Annotated in this window: 13 protein-coding genes and 1 pseudogene; 9 read left to right on the top strand and 5 right to left on the bottom strand. The window is 72.6% G+C overall.

All coding sequences use genetic code 11. The features are described 5' to 3' along the window. Nucleotides 1-15 precede the first annotated feature (15 nt). From AC2RP6_RS35815 to AC2RP6_RS35795, 5 genes are all read left to right on the top strand, one after another. Nucleotides 16-1,290: an ABC transporter substrate-binding protein gene (locus tag AC2RP6_RS35815; protein WP_486449979.1), complete on the top strand. Its 1,275-nt coding sequence runs from the start codon at nt 16-18 to the stop codon at nt 1,288-1,290. A 228-nt stretch (nt 1,291-1,518) separates the two neighbouring features. Then, a complete protein-coding gene (locus tag AC2RP6_RS35810) occupies nt 1,519-3,234 on the top strand; it encodes a glycoside hydrolase family 13 protein (RefSeq protein WP_486449978.1) in 1,716 nt (571 codons plus the stop codon). A gap of 76 nt (nt 3,235-3,310) precedes the next feature. Beyond that, nucleotides 3,311-4,642: an ABC transporter substrate-binding protein gene (locus AC2RP6_RS35805; protein ID WP_486449977.1), complete on the top strand. Its 1,332-nt coding sequence runs from the start codon at nt 3,311-3,313 to the stop codon at nt 4,640-4,642. Between the two features lie 10 nt (nt 4,643-4,652). Next, the gene (locus AC2RP6_RS35800; RefSeq protein WP_486449976.1) at nt 4,653-5,996 is read left to right on the top strand and encodes an ABC transporter permease; all 1,344 of its coding nucleotides are present in this window, start codon (nt 4,653-4,655) and stop codon (nt 5,994-5,996) included. Further along, complete coding sequence (locus tag AC2RP6_RS35795; protein ID WP_486449975.1) at nt 5,993-6,961, top strand: carbohydrate ABC transporter permease; 969 nt, start codon at nt 5,993-5,995, stop codon at nt 6,959-6,961. The genes AC2RP6_RS35800 and AC2RP6_RS35795 overlap by 4 nt, the downstream gene beginning before the upstream one ends. Nucleotides 6,962-7,166: 205 nt before the next feature. Here AC2RP6_RS35795 and AC2RP6_RS35790 read toward each other — a convergent pair whose 3' ends face one another. Together AC2RP6_RS35790 and AC2RP6_RS35785 are read right to left on the bottom strand one after the other, a co-directional pair. Further along, complete coding sequence (locus tag AC2RP6_RS35790) at nt 7,167-8,582, bottom strand: amidase (protein ID WP_486449974.1); 1,416 nt, start codon at nt 8,580-8,582, stop codon at nt 7,167-7,169. 165 nt (nt 8,583-8,747) lie between these two features. Beyond that, nucleotides 8,748-9,166: pseudogene (locus AC2RP6_RS35785) on the bottom strand (hypothetical protein). On the opposite strand from AC2RP6_RS35785, the gene AC2RP6_RS35780 reads away from it, so the two are divergent. Continuing rightward, entirely contained in the window at nt 9,092-9,259 is a 168-nt protein-coding gene (locus tag AC2RP6_RS35780) for a hypothetical protein (RefSeq protein WP_486450594.1), read from the top strand. The pseudogene AC2RP6_RS35785 and the gene AC2RP6_RS35780 sit on opposite strands and share 75 nt — an antisense overlap. Here AC2RP6_RS35780 and AC2RP6_RS35775 read toward each other — a convergent pair. The 3 genes from AC2RP6_RS35775 to AC2RP6_RS35765 all read right to left on the bottom strand — a co-directional run bounded on the left by AC2RP6_RS35775 (nt 9,253) and on the right by AC2RP6_RS35765 (nt 13,476). Continuing rightward, nucleotides 9,253-11,808 carry a molybdopterin oxidoreductase family protein gene (locus tag AC2RP6_RS35775; RefSeq protein WP_486449973.1) on the bottom strand — a complete coding sequence of 852 codons (2,556 nt, stop codon included), beginning with the start codon at nt 11,806-11,808 and terminating at the stop codon, nt 9,253-9,255. The genes AC2RP6_RS35780 and AC2RP6_RS35775 overlap by 7 nt on opposite strands. Nucleotides 11,809-11,874: 66 nt before the next feature. Beyond that, nucleotides 11,875-12,219, bottom strand: coding sequence for a DUF6343 family protein (locus AC2RP6_RS35770; RefSeq protein WP_486449972.1), 345 nt, complete (start codon nt 12,217-12,219; stop codon nt 11,875-11,877). Nucleotides 12,220-12,360: 141 nt separating this feature from the next. Then, nucleotides 12,361-13,476 (bottom strand): AI-2E family transporter, encoded by a 1,116-nt coding sequence (locus AC2RP6_RS35765; protein ID WP_486449971.1) that lies wholly within the window; start codon nt 13,474-13,476, stop codon nt 12,361-12,363. A gap of 82 nt (nt 13,477-13,558) precedes the next feature. Here AC2RP6_RS35765 and AC2RP6_RS35760 point away from each other — a divergent pair, with 82 nt between their 5' ends. From AC2RP6_RS35760 to AC2RP6_RS35750, 3 genes are all read left to right on the top strand, one after another. Then, nucleotides 13,559-14,215, top strand: coding sequence for an ATP-binding protein (locus AC2RP6_RS35760; protein ID WP_486449970.1), 657 nt, complete (start codon nt 13,559-13,561; stop codon nt 14,213-14,215). Nucleotides 14,216-14,386: 171 nt separating this feature from the next. Continuing rightward, nucleotides 14,387-15,010: a histidine phosphatase family protein gene (locus tag AC2RP6_RS35755; protein ID WP_486449969.1), complete on the top strand. Its 624-nt coding sequence runs from the start codon at nt 14,387-14,389 to the stop codon at nt 15,008-15,010. 324 nt (nt 15,011-15,334) lie between these two features. Next, complete coding sequence (locus AC2RP6_RS35750) at nt 15,335-15,760, top strand: subtilase-type protease inhibitor (protein WP_486449968.1); 426 nt, start codon at nt 15,335-15,337, stop codon at nt 15,758-15,760. The last annotated feature ends 5 nt before the right edge of the window (nt 15,761-15,765 follow it).

Here is a 15,765-nt window from a genome sequence, read left to right as displayed (position 1 = left end):
CACTGGGAGGAATCTATGCGGTGGATGCGTGCCGCGGGTAGAGCTCTCCTGGTGGTGGCGGTCGTCCTGGCGGGGTACGCAGGTCTCGGCGTCCGCCCGGACGAGGGCGCGGCCTCCGGTGCCCGCGGGCCCCTGACGCTCGTGACGGCGGGCGATCTGACCGATTACCTCGGCCCCTTGCTGGACGACTGGAACGCGAGCCGTCCCGACGAGCGGGTGACCCTCGTCGAGCTGCCCGACTCGGCCGACGAGACCCGGGCCCAGATGATCAGCGAGCTGCGGTCGGGCCGCGACCGGTTCGACGTGCTGAACATCGACGTCGCCTGGACCTCGGAGTTCGCGGCCGCCGGATGGATCTCGCCGCTGCGGCGGGACCGGTTCCCCCTGGACGCCTTCCTGCGTCCGGTCGTGGACACCGCGACCTTCGACGGCCGGCTGTACGCGGTCCCGTACGTCACGAACGCGGGGCTGCTCTACTACCGCAAGGACCTCCTGGACCTCGCGGGCGAGCAACCGCCGCGGACCTGGTCCGAACTGGCCCGCCAGGCACGCACGATCGCCCCGCGGTACGGGCTGGACGGCTACGCGGGCCAGTTCCTCCCCTACGAGGGGCTCACCGTCAACGTCACCGAGGCCGTGCACTCGGCGGGCGGTTCGATCCTGCGCGACGACGGCGCCCGCGTCACGGTGGACTCCGACGGGGCGCGTGCCGGGCTGCGGTTCCTCGCGGACGGCGTGCGCGAGGGCTGGATCCCGCGCGACGCCCTCGGGTACAAGGAGGAGGAGTCCCGCAAGGCGTTCCAGGACGGCCGGCTGCTCTTCCTGCGGAACTGGCCCTACGTGTACGCGGACGCGAGCGCGCCCGGGTCGAAGGTCGCCGGCCGGTTCGGTGCGGTGCCGCTGCCCGGCGCCGACGGGCCCGGCACCAGCGTGCTGGGCGGCTCCAACCTCGCCGTGAGCAGCCGTGCGCGGCATCCGGCGTCCGCGGCCGATCTGATCTCCTACCTCACCAGTGAGCGGGTGCAGCGGCGGGTCCTCACCGAGGGTTCGCTGCCTCCGGTGCGGGCCGCGCTGTACGAGGATCCGGAGCTGGTGCGCGCGTACCCGTACCTGCCGACGCTGCGCGAGAGCGTGCTCTCGGCCGTACCGCGGCCCAAGAGTCCGCGCTACGACCAGGTGAGCCTCGCCGTACAGGCCGTGGGGCAGGACGTGATGGCGTTGCGGCAGACGCCGGACGACGCGGTCGCGCGGCTGGCGCGCGAGCTCGGGGCCATCTCCCGTACCGGCTGACCAGCCGGCTCCCTGCGTTCTCGTGGCTGCCCCTCTCCAGGGCTCCTACTTACATGTTAAGTAGGAGCCCTTCCTCATGCACCTGTGCATTCAAGGACAAACCACCCCAGCTTTTGTCGGTTTCTGGACACATCGTTGACACCTTCCAGTCGCTGCTACTTAACATGCATGCATAACAGCGCACCTGATCCAGGGCGCTCTCGCATTCAGCAGACAGGTCGACGCGAGATGCTCAGCACCCTTCCGGCCGGTACCGGTCACCCCTCCCGCAGCGCCGCCCCCTCCGCCCCCTGGTGGCGGGACGCGGTGATCTACCAGGTCTACGTCCGCAGCTTCCTCGACAGCACCGGGGACGGCGTCGGTGACCTCGCCGGCGTCCGCGCAGGCCTCCCCTACCTGCGCAAGCTCGGAGTCGACGGCATCTGGCTCAGCCCCTTCTACCCCTCGCCGCAGCACGACCACGGCTACGACGTCGCCGACTACTGCGGCGTCGACCCGGTCTACGGCGACCTCGCCGAATTCGACCGGCTGGTGTCCGACGCCCACCGGCTCGGGCTCAAGCTGCTGCTCGACATCGTCCCCAACCACTGCTCCAGCGAGCACCCGTGGTTCCGGGAAGCGCTCGCCGCGGCGCCCGGCAGCGCAGCGCGCGCCCGCTTCCACTTCGCCCCGGGCCGCGGCCCGGACGGCGCGCAGCCGCCCAACAACTGGCACGCCATGTTCGGCGGACCGGCCTGGAGCCGGACCACGGGGCCCGACGGCACCCCCGGCGACTGGTACCTGCACCTCTTCACCCCCGAGCAACCGGACCTGAACTGGCGCGATCCCGTCGTGGGCGACGAATTCGAGCGGGTGCTGCGCTTCTGGCTGGACCGGGGCGTCGACGGTTTCCGCATCGACGTGGCCGCCGGGCTGTTCAAGCACCCCGATCTGCCGGACTCGGACGACCCCTCCGCGGACGAGCGGGCGCGGGACGCCGTCAACCAGCTCGCCTGGAACCGGCCCGAGGTCCACGGCGTGTGGCGGCGCTGGCGCGCGGTCTGCGAGGAGTACACCGCCCGGGACGGCCAGGAGCGGCTGCTGGTCGGCGAGGTGTCCGTGCCCACCGCGCGCGAGCACGCCGAGTACGTCCGCCCCGACGAGCTGCACCAGGCCTTCTTCTTCGACCTGCTCAGCGCGCCGTGGGACGCGGACGCCTTCCGTGCGACGATCACCGAGGCGATCCGCGACATCGCCGGCACCGGCTCCACCGTCACCTGGGTCCTCAACAACCACGACCAGGTCCGCACGGTCACCCGGTACGCGGGCGAACCGGGCGTCGAGGGCAGCGGGCTGGGAGCGGCCCGCGCCCGCGCCGCGGCCCTGCTCATGCTCGCCCTGCCCGGCGCGGCCTACGTCTACCAGGGCGAGGAGCTCGGCCTCCCGGAGGTCCTCGACCTGCCCGACGAGGTCCTCACCGATCCGATCTTCCGCCGCACCGGGAGCCGCAAGCACGTGCGGGACGGCTGCCGCGTACCCCTGCCCTGGTCCGGACACGCCTCGCCGTTCGGCTTCAGCCAGGAGACCGCCGGCGTCCAGCCGTGGCTGCCCCAGCCCGCGTGGTTCGCCGAGCACGCCACCGACCGCGCACTGGCCGACACCCGTTCCTTCTGGCACCTCTACCGCGACGGCCTCCAGCTCCGGCGCACCCTGCCGCAGCTCGGCGAGGGCTCCCTGCGCTGGCTGGAGGCGCCCGCGCAGGTCCTGGCCGTCGCCCGCGGCGAGGGCCTGATCTGCGCGGTGAACTTCGGCACGGAGCCGGTGCCCGCCCCGGTACCCGGCGCTCCGCTCCTCGCCAGCGGGCCCTGTCCCCCCGGGGTGCTGCCCCCGGCCACCGCTGCCTGGTGGACGGGCGAGTGCCCGGCTGCGGGCCCGGCGGCGGCCCCGCAGCACGTGACTCCGTAGCACGCGCCCCTCCAGAGAACGCACCCCCGCAGCAGCCCTCCTTTCCCAGCCCCGCACTTCCCCGAGAGGACTCCCCATGCGACGACCGCGCACCACGACCCGCCGGAGCACCGCCACCGCGACGGCCGCTCTCGCCCTCGCCCTCGGCGCCACCGCCTGCGGCGGCACCACCGGACCCGCGAGCGGCGGCGAACTCGGCAGCCAGACCGTCACCGTCGCCGGCGTCTGGACCGGAGCCGAACAGCAGAGCTTCAAGAAGGTCCTCGACGCCTTCACCCAGAAGACCGGTGCCCGGACGGTGTTCGTCCCTTCCGGCGACAACGTCTCCACCTTCGTCGGGAGCAAGATCGAAGGCGGCAACGCACCCGACGTGGTGATGGTGCCCCAGGTGGGCGTGCTGCAGCAGTTCGCGAAGAAGGGCTGGCTCCGGCCCCTGTCCGACCGGACCGCCCAGACGGCCGGGTCCACCCTCGCCCCGGTGTGGAAGGACTACGGCACCGTCGACGGCCAGTACTACGGCCTGTACTTCAAGGCCGCTCACAAGTCGACCGTCTGGTACGCCCCCGAGGCCTTCGCCCAGGCCGGTGTCACCGAGCCCAAGAGCTACAGCGACATGCTGAAGGCCGGCCGCACCCTCGCGGACTCCGGCCGCCCGGCCTTCGCCATAGCCGGCGAGGACGGCTGGACCCTCACCGACTGGTTCGAGAACGTCTACCTCTCCCAGGCCGGACCGGAGAAGTACGACCAGCTCGCCCAGCACCGGCTGAAGTGGACCGACGAGAGCGTGGTGCGGGCGCTGACCACCCTCGGCGACCTGTTCAAGGACGAGCAGCTCGTCGCCGGCGGGGCCCAGGCCGCGCTGGGGACCGACTTCCCCTCCTCGGTCGCGCAGGTCTTCGGCCCGGAGCCCAAGGCGGGCATGGTCTACGAGGGCGACTTCGTCGGCGGCGTCGCCAAGGGCCAGTTCGGCAAGAAGCTCGGCCAGGACGCCAAATTCTTCCCCTTCCCGTCGGTCGACGGGGGCAGGGCGCCGGTCGTCAGCGGCGGTGACGCCGCGGTCGTCCTGAAGGACGGCAAGAACGGCACGGCCGGCATGAAACTGGTCGAGTTCCTCGCGAGCGCCGAGGCGGCCGAGGTCTGGGCGGGCGCCGGCGGCTTCCTGTCCCCCAACAACGAGGTCGACTTCGCCAAGTACGGCGACGACACCACGCGCAGCACCGCCAACTCTCTCATCGCGGCGGGCAATTCGATTCGCTTCGACATGTCGGACCAGGCCCCGGCAGCGTTCGGCGGCACCAAGGGCGCGGGCGAGTGGAAGCTCCTCCAGGACTTCCTGCGCGACCCCTCGGACCCGCAGGGCACCGCCGCGAAGCTCGAGGCCGAGGCCGCCAAGGCCTACGGGAACTGAGGCGACCGACATGGCTGACACCGTGACCGTCCGCCCCGCGGCCGACGGGCGGCGCCGGGCCCAGCGCAGGAAGCGCCGCCTCGCGGTCGTCTTCGTCCTGCCGGCCCTGCTGCTGCTCGGCGCGCTGGTCGTCTATCCCGTCCTCTTCTCCTTCGGCCGCAGCCTCTTCGACGCGGACGGCGACCGGTTCGTCGGAGCCGCGAACTACGCGGCGATCGTGCAGGACCCGGCCACCCTCAAGGCGATCCGCAACAGCGCCATCTGGGTCGTCGTCGCCCCCACCCTGCTCACCGGACTCGGCCTGCTGCTCGCCGTGCTCACCGAGAAGGTCCGCTGGGCGACCGCGTTCAAGCTGGTCCTCTTCCTGCCGATGGCCGTGTCCTTCCTCGCCGCCGGCATCATCTTCCGGCTCGCCTACGAACAGGACCCGGACCGGGGCGTCCTCAACGCCGCCGTGGTGGGGGTCCACGACGGCTTCGACGACGCCGCCGCGTATCCGACGGCCCGCGCCCGGGAGGGCCACGGCCTGACAGGCGGGGCCGGCGGCCCGTACAGCACCGCGGCGACCGTGCGGCCCGGGGGCTCGCTCGGCCTCGGGTTCATCGGGGTGGCCCCCGACGCCCTGCCGCCCGGCGCGAAGGCCGCCGCGGCGGACGCGGCCGCCGACGCTCCCGGCACGGACGCGATCGGGGGCGTGGTCTACCTCGACTTCGCCCCCGGCGGCGCGGGCACGCCGGGCCGGGTCGACCCCGGCGAGAAGGGGCTGCCCGGCATGGAGGTCGAGGCCGTCCGGGACGGCCGGGTCGCCGCGACCGCCACCACGGCCGACGACGGCACCTTCCGCCTGACCGGCCTCGACGACGGCGACTACACCGTCCGGCTGCCCGCGGCCAACTTCGCGGCCCCGTACCAGGGTGTGGACTGGCTCGGTCCCGCGCTGGTGACACCGGCCATCATCGGCGCCTACCTGTGGGTCTGGACCGGCTTCTCGATGGTCCTGATCGGCGCCGGCCTCGCGGCCGTCCCGCGGGACGCGCTGGAGGCGGCGCGGATGGACGGCGCCACCGAGGGACAGATCTTCCGCAAGATCACCGTGCCGCTGCTCGCACCGGTGCTCACCGTCGTCTTCGTGACCCTGGTGATCAACGTGATGAAGGTCTTCGACCTGGTGTGGATCATCGCGCCCGGACCGGTCCAGGAGGAGGCGAACGTCCTGGCCACCCGCATGTGGCTGGTGTCCTTCGGCGGCGGCAACGACCAGGGGCTCGGCAGCGCCCTCAGCATGGTGCTCCTGCTGCTCGTCGTCCCGGCGATGATCTTCAACGTCCGGCGTTTCCGAAGGAGTGGAGCATGAGCGGCCACAGCACCGTCGAGCGGCACGGGCCCTCGCCGTCCCCCACGTCCTCGCCGGCGCCCTCCGCGGCGCCCCACCCGGCGCCCTCCGCGTCGGCGCCCTCCTCCGCGCCCGGACGGCGCCGCGGGGGACGGCTCTCGCGCCTCCTGGGCAGTTCGGCCGTCCAGGTCGTCCTGATCCTGGTCGCCCTCGTCTGGATCACACCACTGGCGGGTCTGCTGCTGTCCTCCCTGCGCTCCGAGCAGGACAACGCCACCGACGGCTGGTGGACCGCGCTCACCGACCCCTCGCAGCTCTCCCTGGACAACTACACCGCCCTGCTGCGGGATTCGGGAATCGGAGCGGCGTTCTGGAACACCGTCCTGATCTCCGTACCGACCACCGTCCTGGTGGTCGTCATCGCGGCACTCGCCGGATACGCCTTCGCCTGGCTGGAGTTCCCCGGCCGGGACGGCGTGTTCCTGGTCGTCGTCGGACTGCTCGTGGTGCCCGTGCAGATCGGGCTGCTCCCCGTGGCCAAACTCTTCGGCGCGGTCGGCCTGTTCGGTACGGTCGCGGGCGTCGTGCTCTTCCACGTCGCCTACGGGCTGCCGTTCGCGATCTTCCTGTTGCGCAACTACTTCGCCGAGATCCCGCGCGAGATGCTGGAGGCCGCCCGGATGGACGGCGGCAGCGAGTGGCGGATCTTCTCCCGGCTCGTGCTGCCGCTCGGCCGCCCGGCCATCGCGAGCCTGGCCATCTTCCAGTTCCTCTGGGTCTGGAACGACATGCTCGTGGCGCTGCTCTTCGCGGACAACGGCTCGCAGCCGCTCACGGTGGCGCTGCAGTCCCAGATGCGGCAGTTCGGCAGCAACATCGGTGTCCTCGCACCGGGGGCGTTCCTGTCCCTGGTGGTCCCGCTGGTGGTGTTCTTCGCCTTCCAACGGCACTTCGTGCAGGGCGTGATGGCGGGCTCGGTGAAGTAGCCGCCTTCGTACGCGCCGTGCGAGCGCCTCCGCCCGGCGAGTGAGCCGAAGGCGGCGCGCCGGCGAAGGCGGGCGAGCGCCCGGAGGAACCGCGAGGCACGAGCGGTTCCGAGGACGTACGCCCGCCTGGAGCCGGCAGGAAGCGCCGCCGGAGGCGAACCGAGCCCTGAAACGCGTACGGAGGCGTTCGTACGCCCGCCCGTGGTCAGGCGTTCGGCAGCCTCGGGCGGTGCTCCGCCCACGGCCGGATCTCCTCCAGCTGCGCCGCGACCCTCAGCACCGACACCTCTTCGTCGCGGCGGCCCACCAGTTGCACGGCGAGCGGCAACCCGTCCGCGGCGAAGCCGGCGGGCACGGACGCCGCCGGGTGGCCGGTGACGTTCCACAGCGCGGTGTAGGCGACCATCGGGCGGGAGCGCGCCAGCGCGGTCAGCAGGCCGGCGCCGTCCAGCGCGCCCACCGGGCGCGGGCGGGCGGCGATGACCGGGGTCAGCAGCAGGTCCATGGAGGTGAACATCCGGTCGGCGCGGTCCGCGAGCCGCTCCCCCGCCCGGACCCCGCGTTCCACGGCGGATTCGGGGACCAGGCGGGCGAGCGCGAGGGTGCTCCGGGTGCGCGGCTCCAGCAGGTCGGGCCGTTCGACGGCGGCGGCCTCCGCGCGCACCCCGCCGCAGAACTGCGCGGCGAACGGGGCCGTCGCGTCGGGGTAGCGGGGTGTGACCTCCCGCACGTCGTGGCCGAGTTCGCGCAGCGCCCGTACGGTCTCCAGCAGGGCCCCGACGTGTTCGGGGTGCGGGCGGACCCCGGGCACGGCGGGTTTGGCGGAGTACCCGATGCGCAGTCGGCCGGGCGGGGTTTCCAGGGCCCGGACCCAGCCGGTGGCGACGGGTCGGGCGCTCCAGCGGTCGGCGGGGGTGGTGCCGGCGAGGACGTCGTAGAGCAGGGCGGCATCGCGGACGCTGCGGGTCAGCGGTCCCACGGTGCCGAGGGCGTACCAGAGGTGGGGGTTCGGGGCGGTGGAGACACGGCCGCGCTGGGGCTTGAGGCCGAACAGACCGCAGCAGGCGGCCGGGATCCGGATGGAGCCGCCGCCGTCCCCGCCGAGCGCCGCGCCGACCAGGCCGGCCGCGACGGCGGCGGCGCTGCCGCCACTGGAGCCGCCGGGGGTCCGGGTGGTGTCCCAGGGGTTGTGGGCGGCGCCGTGGGTGACGGACTCGGTGAAGGGCCACTGCCCGAACTCCGGCATCGTCGTCTTGCCTATGACGACGGCCCCGGCGGCGCGCAGTCGGCGTACGGCCTCGGAGTCGGCGGCGACGGGGGTGCGGTTGGCGGCGCCGCCGAAGGTGGTGACCTGTCCGGCGACGTCGAGTTCGTCCTTCACGGCGACGGGCACGCCGTGGAGCGGGCCGTACGTCCGCTCCGCCTGCGCGTCGCGGGCGTCGGCCTCCGCCAGCGACTGCTCGGCGAGGACGACCCGGAAGGCCCCGAGTGCGGGGTCGAGCCGCGCGATGCGGCGCAACGCGGCCTCGACGAGGGCGCGGGAGGTGATCTTGCCGGTGCGCACCAGCTCGGCCTGCCGCTCGACTCCCTGGAACATCAGCTCCGCGTCGTCCCTGTCCATGTCCACCCCTTCGCCCGTACCTGCCGGTAACACCGGGCCAGGCTGTCGCCCCACCGCCCCCGCGTCAAGCACACGTCCGTCCCCGCGGCAAGCACGCAGGCCCTTTCGGCCTGCCTTCGCGGCGGGGCGCGCGTGGAGCGGTGCGGGTGCTGCCCGCGCCGGTCATCACCGGCTGTTCAGGATCTGGGGGGAGAGGTTTTTGATCAGGCTGTTGGTCCAGCGCATCTGGCGCAGCGTCCGGGGGTGGCAGGAGGACGACAGTTGCAGCAGGCGCTCGTCCCGCGCCGCTCGGGCGGCCTGGGCGAGCATCTCCCAGTACAGCGAGTTGCCGGCCGCGCCCAGATGCAGGCCGCGCAGGTCGTCCAGGAGGAGCAGGCCCGGGTCCATGATGCTGGCGGGCGGCTCGGACGGCTGCCCCCGTCCCGTCGCCGTGCGTCGCGGCAGGGGCCGGCCGACGGCGTCCCGAGATCCAGGCCGTAGTGGGAGCCCGTCTCGGACAGTCGACGGCTGTGCTCGTCGGACCACGTCGCAAGGTCCTTCGCGATGTGGTGCACCTCGTGTTCCGCACGGTGCCGCTCGGCCACCGCGGCCAGTTCCGCGGCCAGATCGCGCTCGCCGTGGTGCAGCGCGCGCAGTGTCGTGATGATGCCGTCGCTTGCGGGCTTCGCGTTCACTGAGCGCCTCCCGTGGGCTGGTCACGGTCGGGGGCGTGGCGGCCGGGGTCGGGGCGGTCGGGGTCGTGGCGGTCGGGGTCGTGGCCGCCGGGTTGCCGGTCCTCGATCACCGCGGCCGCGGGACCCCCGCGGGTGGCGGGCACCCCGTCGGGCCGCGCGGGCGCCGATGCGGTGGTGGTGGGGGCGGGGGAAGGGCGGCCGTCGCCCTTCTCGACGAGCCTGACCGCGGCGGCGGCGGTCTTGAACAGCGGCTGCTTCGAGGCGGGGTCCCAGTCGGTGATCGTGGCCTCGTTCGCCGCCCGGCCGGGATTCGACCCGTCCGGTCCGGTGCCGTGCTCGGTGTCCCAGTAGCCGTAGTGGAACGGTACGAAGACCAGCCCGGGGCGGATGCCGGAGATCCGCAACCGGCCGCGCAGCGCACCGCGCGGACTGCTGACCTCGACCAGATCGCCCTCGTCGAGGTCCAGTGCGGCCGCGTCGTACGGGGACATCTCCACCCACACGTCCGGAGCCGCGGCGTTCAGCTGCGGCACGCGGCCCGTCTTGGTCCGGGTGTGGAAGTGGTAGAGGGTGCGGCCGGTGGTCAGCTGGAACGGGTGGTCCGCGTCCGCCGGCTCGTGCGGTGGCAGGTATTCCGCGGCTTTGATCACCGCTTTGCCGTCGGGGTTGAGCGACCGGTACTCCACCACCGACACGGCGGCACCGGTGACCAGGTCCTTGCCGTACGACTCGCAGGCGTCGGGGTGGGCCCACGCGATCCCGTCACCGTAGAGCCGGTCCGTGCCCTCGGGGGCCTCCTCGTTGCACGGCCATTGGATGCCGCTGCCGCCGCGCAGTCTGTCGTACGACAGACCGGTGTAGTCGCACGGCCGGCCGGCACTGCACCGCTTCCACGCCTCGAACGCCGACTCCGCGTCGTGCCAGTGGATCAGCGCGCCGCCGTCCTTGTCGCGGAAGTCCATCCGGCGGGCGTAGTCGAGGAAGATGTCGAGGTCGGTCCTGGCCAGTCCAGGCGGCTCCACGGCCTTGTCGGACAGGTGGACCGTGCGGTCGGCGTTGGTGAACGTGCCGGTCTTCTCGCCCCAGGTCGCCGTCGGCAGCACGACGTCGGCCAGCTGTGCCGTCTCCGTCAGGAAGAGGTCCTGGACGACGACGAAGAGCCGTTCCCGGGAGAGCAGCGAGCGTATCCGGGACAGTTCGGGCAGTGAGACGGCCGGGTTCGTGCCGCTGATCCAGAGCATCCGGAGGGAGCCCTGCTCGGCGTACCGGAACATCTGCATGGCGTGCGTCGGCGGCGCGTAGTGGGGGATCTTCGAGGGCTCGACGTTCCACACCCTCGCCAGGTCGGCCACGTGCTCGTCGTTCTCCCAGTTGCGGAAGCCAGGCAGGTCGCCGTTGGCACCGCACTCACGGGTGTTCTGCGCGGTGGGCTGCCCGTTCATCTGCAGTACCCCGGCCCCGGGGCGTCCCAGCATGCCCCGGATCAGGTGCAGGTTGTTGACCTGCACGGCCGCCGCCGTCGCCTGGTGGGACTGGTAGACGCCCTGGAGCACGGTGGACAGCAGCCGGTCCGCCGTACCGAGCAGCTCGGCCGCCTCCGAGATCCTCGCTGCGGGAACGTCGCAGATGCCGGCCGCCCAGTGCGGGCCGCAGTCCTTCACAGCGGTGGCGAGTTCGTCGAAGCCGACGGTGTGGGCCTCGATGTAGTCGCGGTCGATGCGGCCGGTACGGATGACCTCGTGCAGGAGCGCATTGAGCAGCGGCACGTTCGTGCCGGCGCGGGGGGCCAGGTGCACGGCGGCCCGACGGGCCACCTGCGTGGGGCGGGGGTCCACGCAGACCAGCCGTGGCGGATCGGTGCCTTCCAGCCGGTCCAGGATGCGCATCCACTGCACGGGCTGGGTCTCGGCCACGTTGTGGCCGAACAGCGCGATGACGTCGGCGTGGTCGATGTCGTCGTAGCTGCCCGGCTGGCCGTCGCAGCCGAACGACTCCTTGAGCGCCTCCGCCGCCGTCGCGGTGCACAGGCGCGTGTTGCCGTCCACGTGGTTCGTACCGATGCCGGCCCGGGCCAGGACGGCGAGGGTGTAGTACTCCTCGAGGAACAGCTGGCCCGAGGTGTAGAACCCGATGGAACCGGGGCCCCGCTCGTCGAGCAGCTCCCGGGAACGGGCGGTGACCTGCTCCATCGCCGTGTCCCAGTCCGTCTCGACCAGCCGGCCGCCGCGCCGGACGAGGGGCCGGGTGAGCCGGTCGGGAGAGGCGTTGGCCTGCCAGCCGAACGCGTCCTTGGGGCCCAGTCGGCCCCGGTTGACCCGGTCCGCCAGCCGGCCGCGGACGCCGACGATCGCGTCGTCCACGACCGCGATGTCCATGGCGTCGCCGTCGGAGTGGAGGATGGACGCGCTCTGCACCCACCGCTCCACGTCCTGGGGCGCCACACCCTCCTTCAGGTACAGGTCACGGCGGCCCGGCCACGGTCGGTGCCGGGCGTACGGGGTGCGGGAGCCCCACGGCTCGGCGATGCGGTCCACCCGCTGCTTACCGTTCATGGCATGCGGCTACCCGCCGCCTCCCGTGGCACACGGGCGCGTCCCGAGGACCGCGGGGCGACCGTGTCACGGAGTGCGGTGCCAGCGTCGCTCTTCGCGTCGGCGGCGCGCGATGACGTACAGGTCCGCCACGGCCACGAGGGCGAGCAGGAAGCAGCAGACGGCCAGAACCGTGAAGACGGTCCGCGGCGGGTCCGCGTCGGCGGTCGTCCCGGACCCGAGCACCAGCATGAGGGCGCCGAGCAGCGCGAAGACCGGTGCGAAGATCAGGGAGAGCAGGCGGCGGAGCTTGAGATCGCTCCGGGCCCACTGGGGTTCGCTGCCGTCGTGCCGCCAGCGGGCGGCGGCCGCGCGCGCCTGCCGGTCGGCGGCGCGCGCGTTGCGGTAGTGCTGGTGTCGGTGGGGCGCCATGACGATCGCCCTCCTGCTGTCGAAGGTCCGTACTGCGCGGAGACCCGCGGCGGCGTCGGGCTGCCACCGGCCTGTCCCCGGACGGTTCGCCTGCCCGGGCGGGCGCCGTTCACACCCTGCCGGGGGCCGGTCCGTCGGCGCTCAGGACGGGCCGGGAGCGGCGGGAGGCCCCTCTTCGGCTTCCGGCCCGGGTACCGGTTCGCTGAGCTGCTCGCGCAGGTAGTTCCAGACGACTGCGATGAGTGCGGCCACCGGTACGGCCAGCAGGCTGCCCACGACGCCTGCCAGGCTGCCTCCCAGGGTGACGGCCAGGAGGACCACCGCTGCGTGGAGGCCGAGGCTGCGGCTCTGGATCATGGGTTGGAACACGTTGCCTTCGAGCTGCTGCACCGCGACGATGATGGCCAGGACGATCAGGGCGTCGGCCGGACCGTTCGACACCAGGGCGATGAGCACCGCCACCAGGCCGGCGAACAGGGCGCCCACGATCGGCACGAACGCCGATACGAAGGTCAGAACGGCCAGGGGCAGCACCAGGGGCACCCCTACGATCCACAGGCCCAGGCCGATGAACACCGCGTCGAGCAGCCCGACGAAGGCCTGGGACCGGACGAACGAACCGAGCGTCGCCCAGCTACGAGCCGCCACGACCGGAACGTCAGTGGCGAGGCGGCCCGGGAGCTGACGGGTGAGCCAGGGCAGGAAACGGGGGCCGTCCTTGAGGAAGAAGAACATCAGGAAGAGCGCCAGGACGGCGGTGACCAGCCCGTTGAAGACGGTGCTCACCCCGGTGGCGACGGTGGAGACCGCGCTTCCCACGCTGTTCTGGAGGCGGTCCATCGCCGCGTCGGAGGCACCGGCGATCTGGTCGTCGCCGATGTTCAACGGCGGCCCGGCCGCCCACTCGCGCAGTCGTTGGATGCCCTCGGTGACGCCGTCGACCAGTTCACCCGACTGGGAGGCCACGGGGACGGCGATCAGCGCCACGATGCCGGCGGCCACCAGAAGGGACAGGACGGTCACCGTGGATGCCGCCAGGGCGGGCCGCCACCCCCGTCGACGCAGGAAGTCGGCCAGGGGCCAGGTCAGCGTGGTGAGGAACAGGGCGATTATGAGCGGCCAGACGACCGACCACATCCTGCTGAGCACCCACAGGGCCGCCGCCGACATCACCCCGACCACCAGCAGTTCTGCGGAAATCCGTGCCGAACTGCGGAGTGCGGCAGCGGCCTTGGCGGAGCTCAGAGTGGCAGACATGGCGTCACCCTACGCAAAGCGACCGGAAAGCGAACACGGCCGGGCCCGGTGAACCGCGTGACCGGGCACGGATACTTGCCCGATGGACGGATCGAGGGCCTCATGGGTCAACACCACGCACGACTGGACCGGCACCGTGGACGCGGACCATCTCGCCCGGATACGCCGGGCCCCTGCGGAGTTCGCGCCGGGCGGGCCCGCACACCTCGTTCTCGAAACCGTTGCCTACGCGGCCGACGAGGCGGCGGCCCGGGGCGGTGGACAGTGTGTGATCACGCTGCACCCCGACGGCTCCGTGTCGGTGCAGGACGATGGGCGGGGCACCGACACCCGGGTCGACGAACGGGGCCACGTGGTCAAGAAGCCGGTCATGGCCACGAAGGACCTGCGGTTCTTCGACTCGCCGGAGTCGGAGCGGCTGCCGGACGGACATCCCCGGCGCGGCATGTCCGTCGTCGCAGCCCTCAGCGAGTGGCTGGTCCACACCAACCGCCGGCTCAACGGGTCCTGGAGCCGCCGCTATGAGCACGGCGTTCCGGTGACCGGACTGCAGGACGTCGCGGCGGACGGGACCACGGGGACCCGCATCCGCTTCCTGCCGGACGAAGGCCTGCGTTCGCGCTGGTCCTTGACCGCCGACGAGGTGGAGCGGTGGCGCGAGCACTGGCCGCACCTGACGGTCCGCGTCGACGACCGGGGCGCGGCGGACACGCTCCCGCCGGGGCTCCCCGCCCGCTGAGCAGGCCGTGGCCGCCGCTTGCGGTTCAGGCCTCATGCCCCGTGGGCGCCGGGACGATGCGGCGCGACCGGCGACGTGGCGGCGCGGTGGCCGGGCGGGTGGGTGGAACCGGCCCGCGCCGGGCGGCGTCTTCGTGAGTCCACAAGATCGACTTCTTCGGAGGACGCCCCCATGACCGGTACGGCAGCCCGCTACCTCTATCTCACCCGCCACGGCGAGGCGTCCTCGGACGAGAGCGAACTGACGGACGCGGGTCGTCGGCAGGCGGTCCTGCTCGGCCGGCGGCTGCGCGGCGTCCCGCTGACGGCGATCCACCACGGGCCGCTCGCCCGGGCCGAGGAGACCGCCCGGCTGATCGGCGAACAGCTGGAGGGTGTTCCCCGCCACCGCTGCGAGACGGCCGGCGACTACCTCCCCCACCTGCCGTCGCGTGAGGAACTGCCGCCGGAGGCGGCCGACGCCTGGACGGGGTTCCTGAGTGGGTTCACGGCCGAGGAGCGCGAGCAGGGCCCCGGGCTCGCGGCGGCGGCGCTCGCGGCGTTCACCGGGCCGGTCGCCGGCGACGCACCGCGCCACGAGCTGGTCGTCACCCACAACTTCCTCGTGGGGTGGCTCGTCCGGGCCGCGTTCGCCGCGCCCGAGTGGCGCTGGATGGGCATCAACCATGCCAACGCGGCCCTGACTGTGATCCGTTACGCCCCCGACCGGCCTCCGGCGGTCCTCCTCTTCAACGACACCGGCCACCTCCCGGCCGAGCTCCGCTGGACCGGCTTCCCGCAGGAACTCCACGTCTGAGCCCGGGCCCCCCGCGGCCGCCGGTGACGGCGGGGACCGCCGGACCGCGGGACCGCCTCCATTTCCGTCACGCTGCACGAGGACGCGGAGGACCGGGCACCGCCGTCACCAGGCAGAAAGCACCGGGCGCCCGGCCCGCTCGGGCCCGGGACGTGCCCCGCCAGCTGCGCGAACACCCTCCGACGTCCGCTATCCGAATGACCTGTCCGTAAATCGACCACCCATTGGCGACCGCCCTTGGGACCTGCCAGGCTCGTCTTCAGTTGAGCGTCAGATCACAGGCATCGAACCGCAATCAACCTTGAATCGAAGGCGAATCCTGTCATGCGTCACCACATCGTCGCCGTATCCGCCCTGAGCCTTCTCTGCCTCGCGGGCAGCACCGGTCTCGCGGAGGCTCAACCCGCCCGTGCGCACGGCCCGTCCGCGATGGTCTTCACCATCGCCCAGGGGTCCGGCGCGCCCACGGACACCGTCCTGCGCGCCTCCACCCTCACCTGCGCCTACACCGCGGAGGGCACCCACCCCGACCCGAGGGCCGCGTGCGACGCCCTCAACGCCACCGACGGCGAACTCGACCGCCTGCTGGCGGCGCCGAACCCGTCGCGGGTCTGCCCGATGTACTTCGACCCCGTCACGGTCACGGCCGACGGCGTCTTGCAGGGCAGGCGCGTCGCCTGGAAGCACACCTTCTCCAACCCGTGCGTGATGTCCACGACGCTGAACGACAGTCCCGTCTACGCGTTCTGACGCCG

Source organism: Streptomyces sp. WAC03905 (genome assembly GCF_057371075.1).
This window is presented reverse-complemented; position numbering and strand designations above follow the sequence as displayed.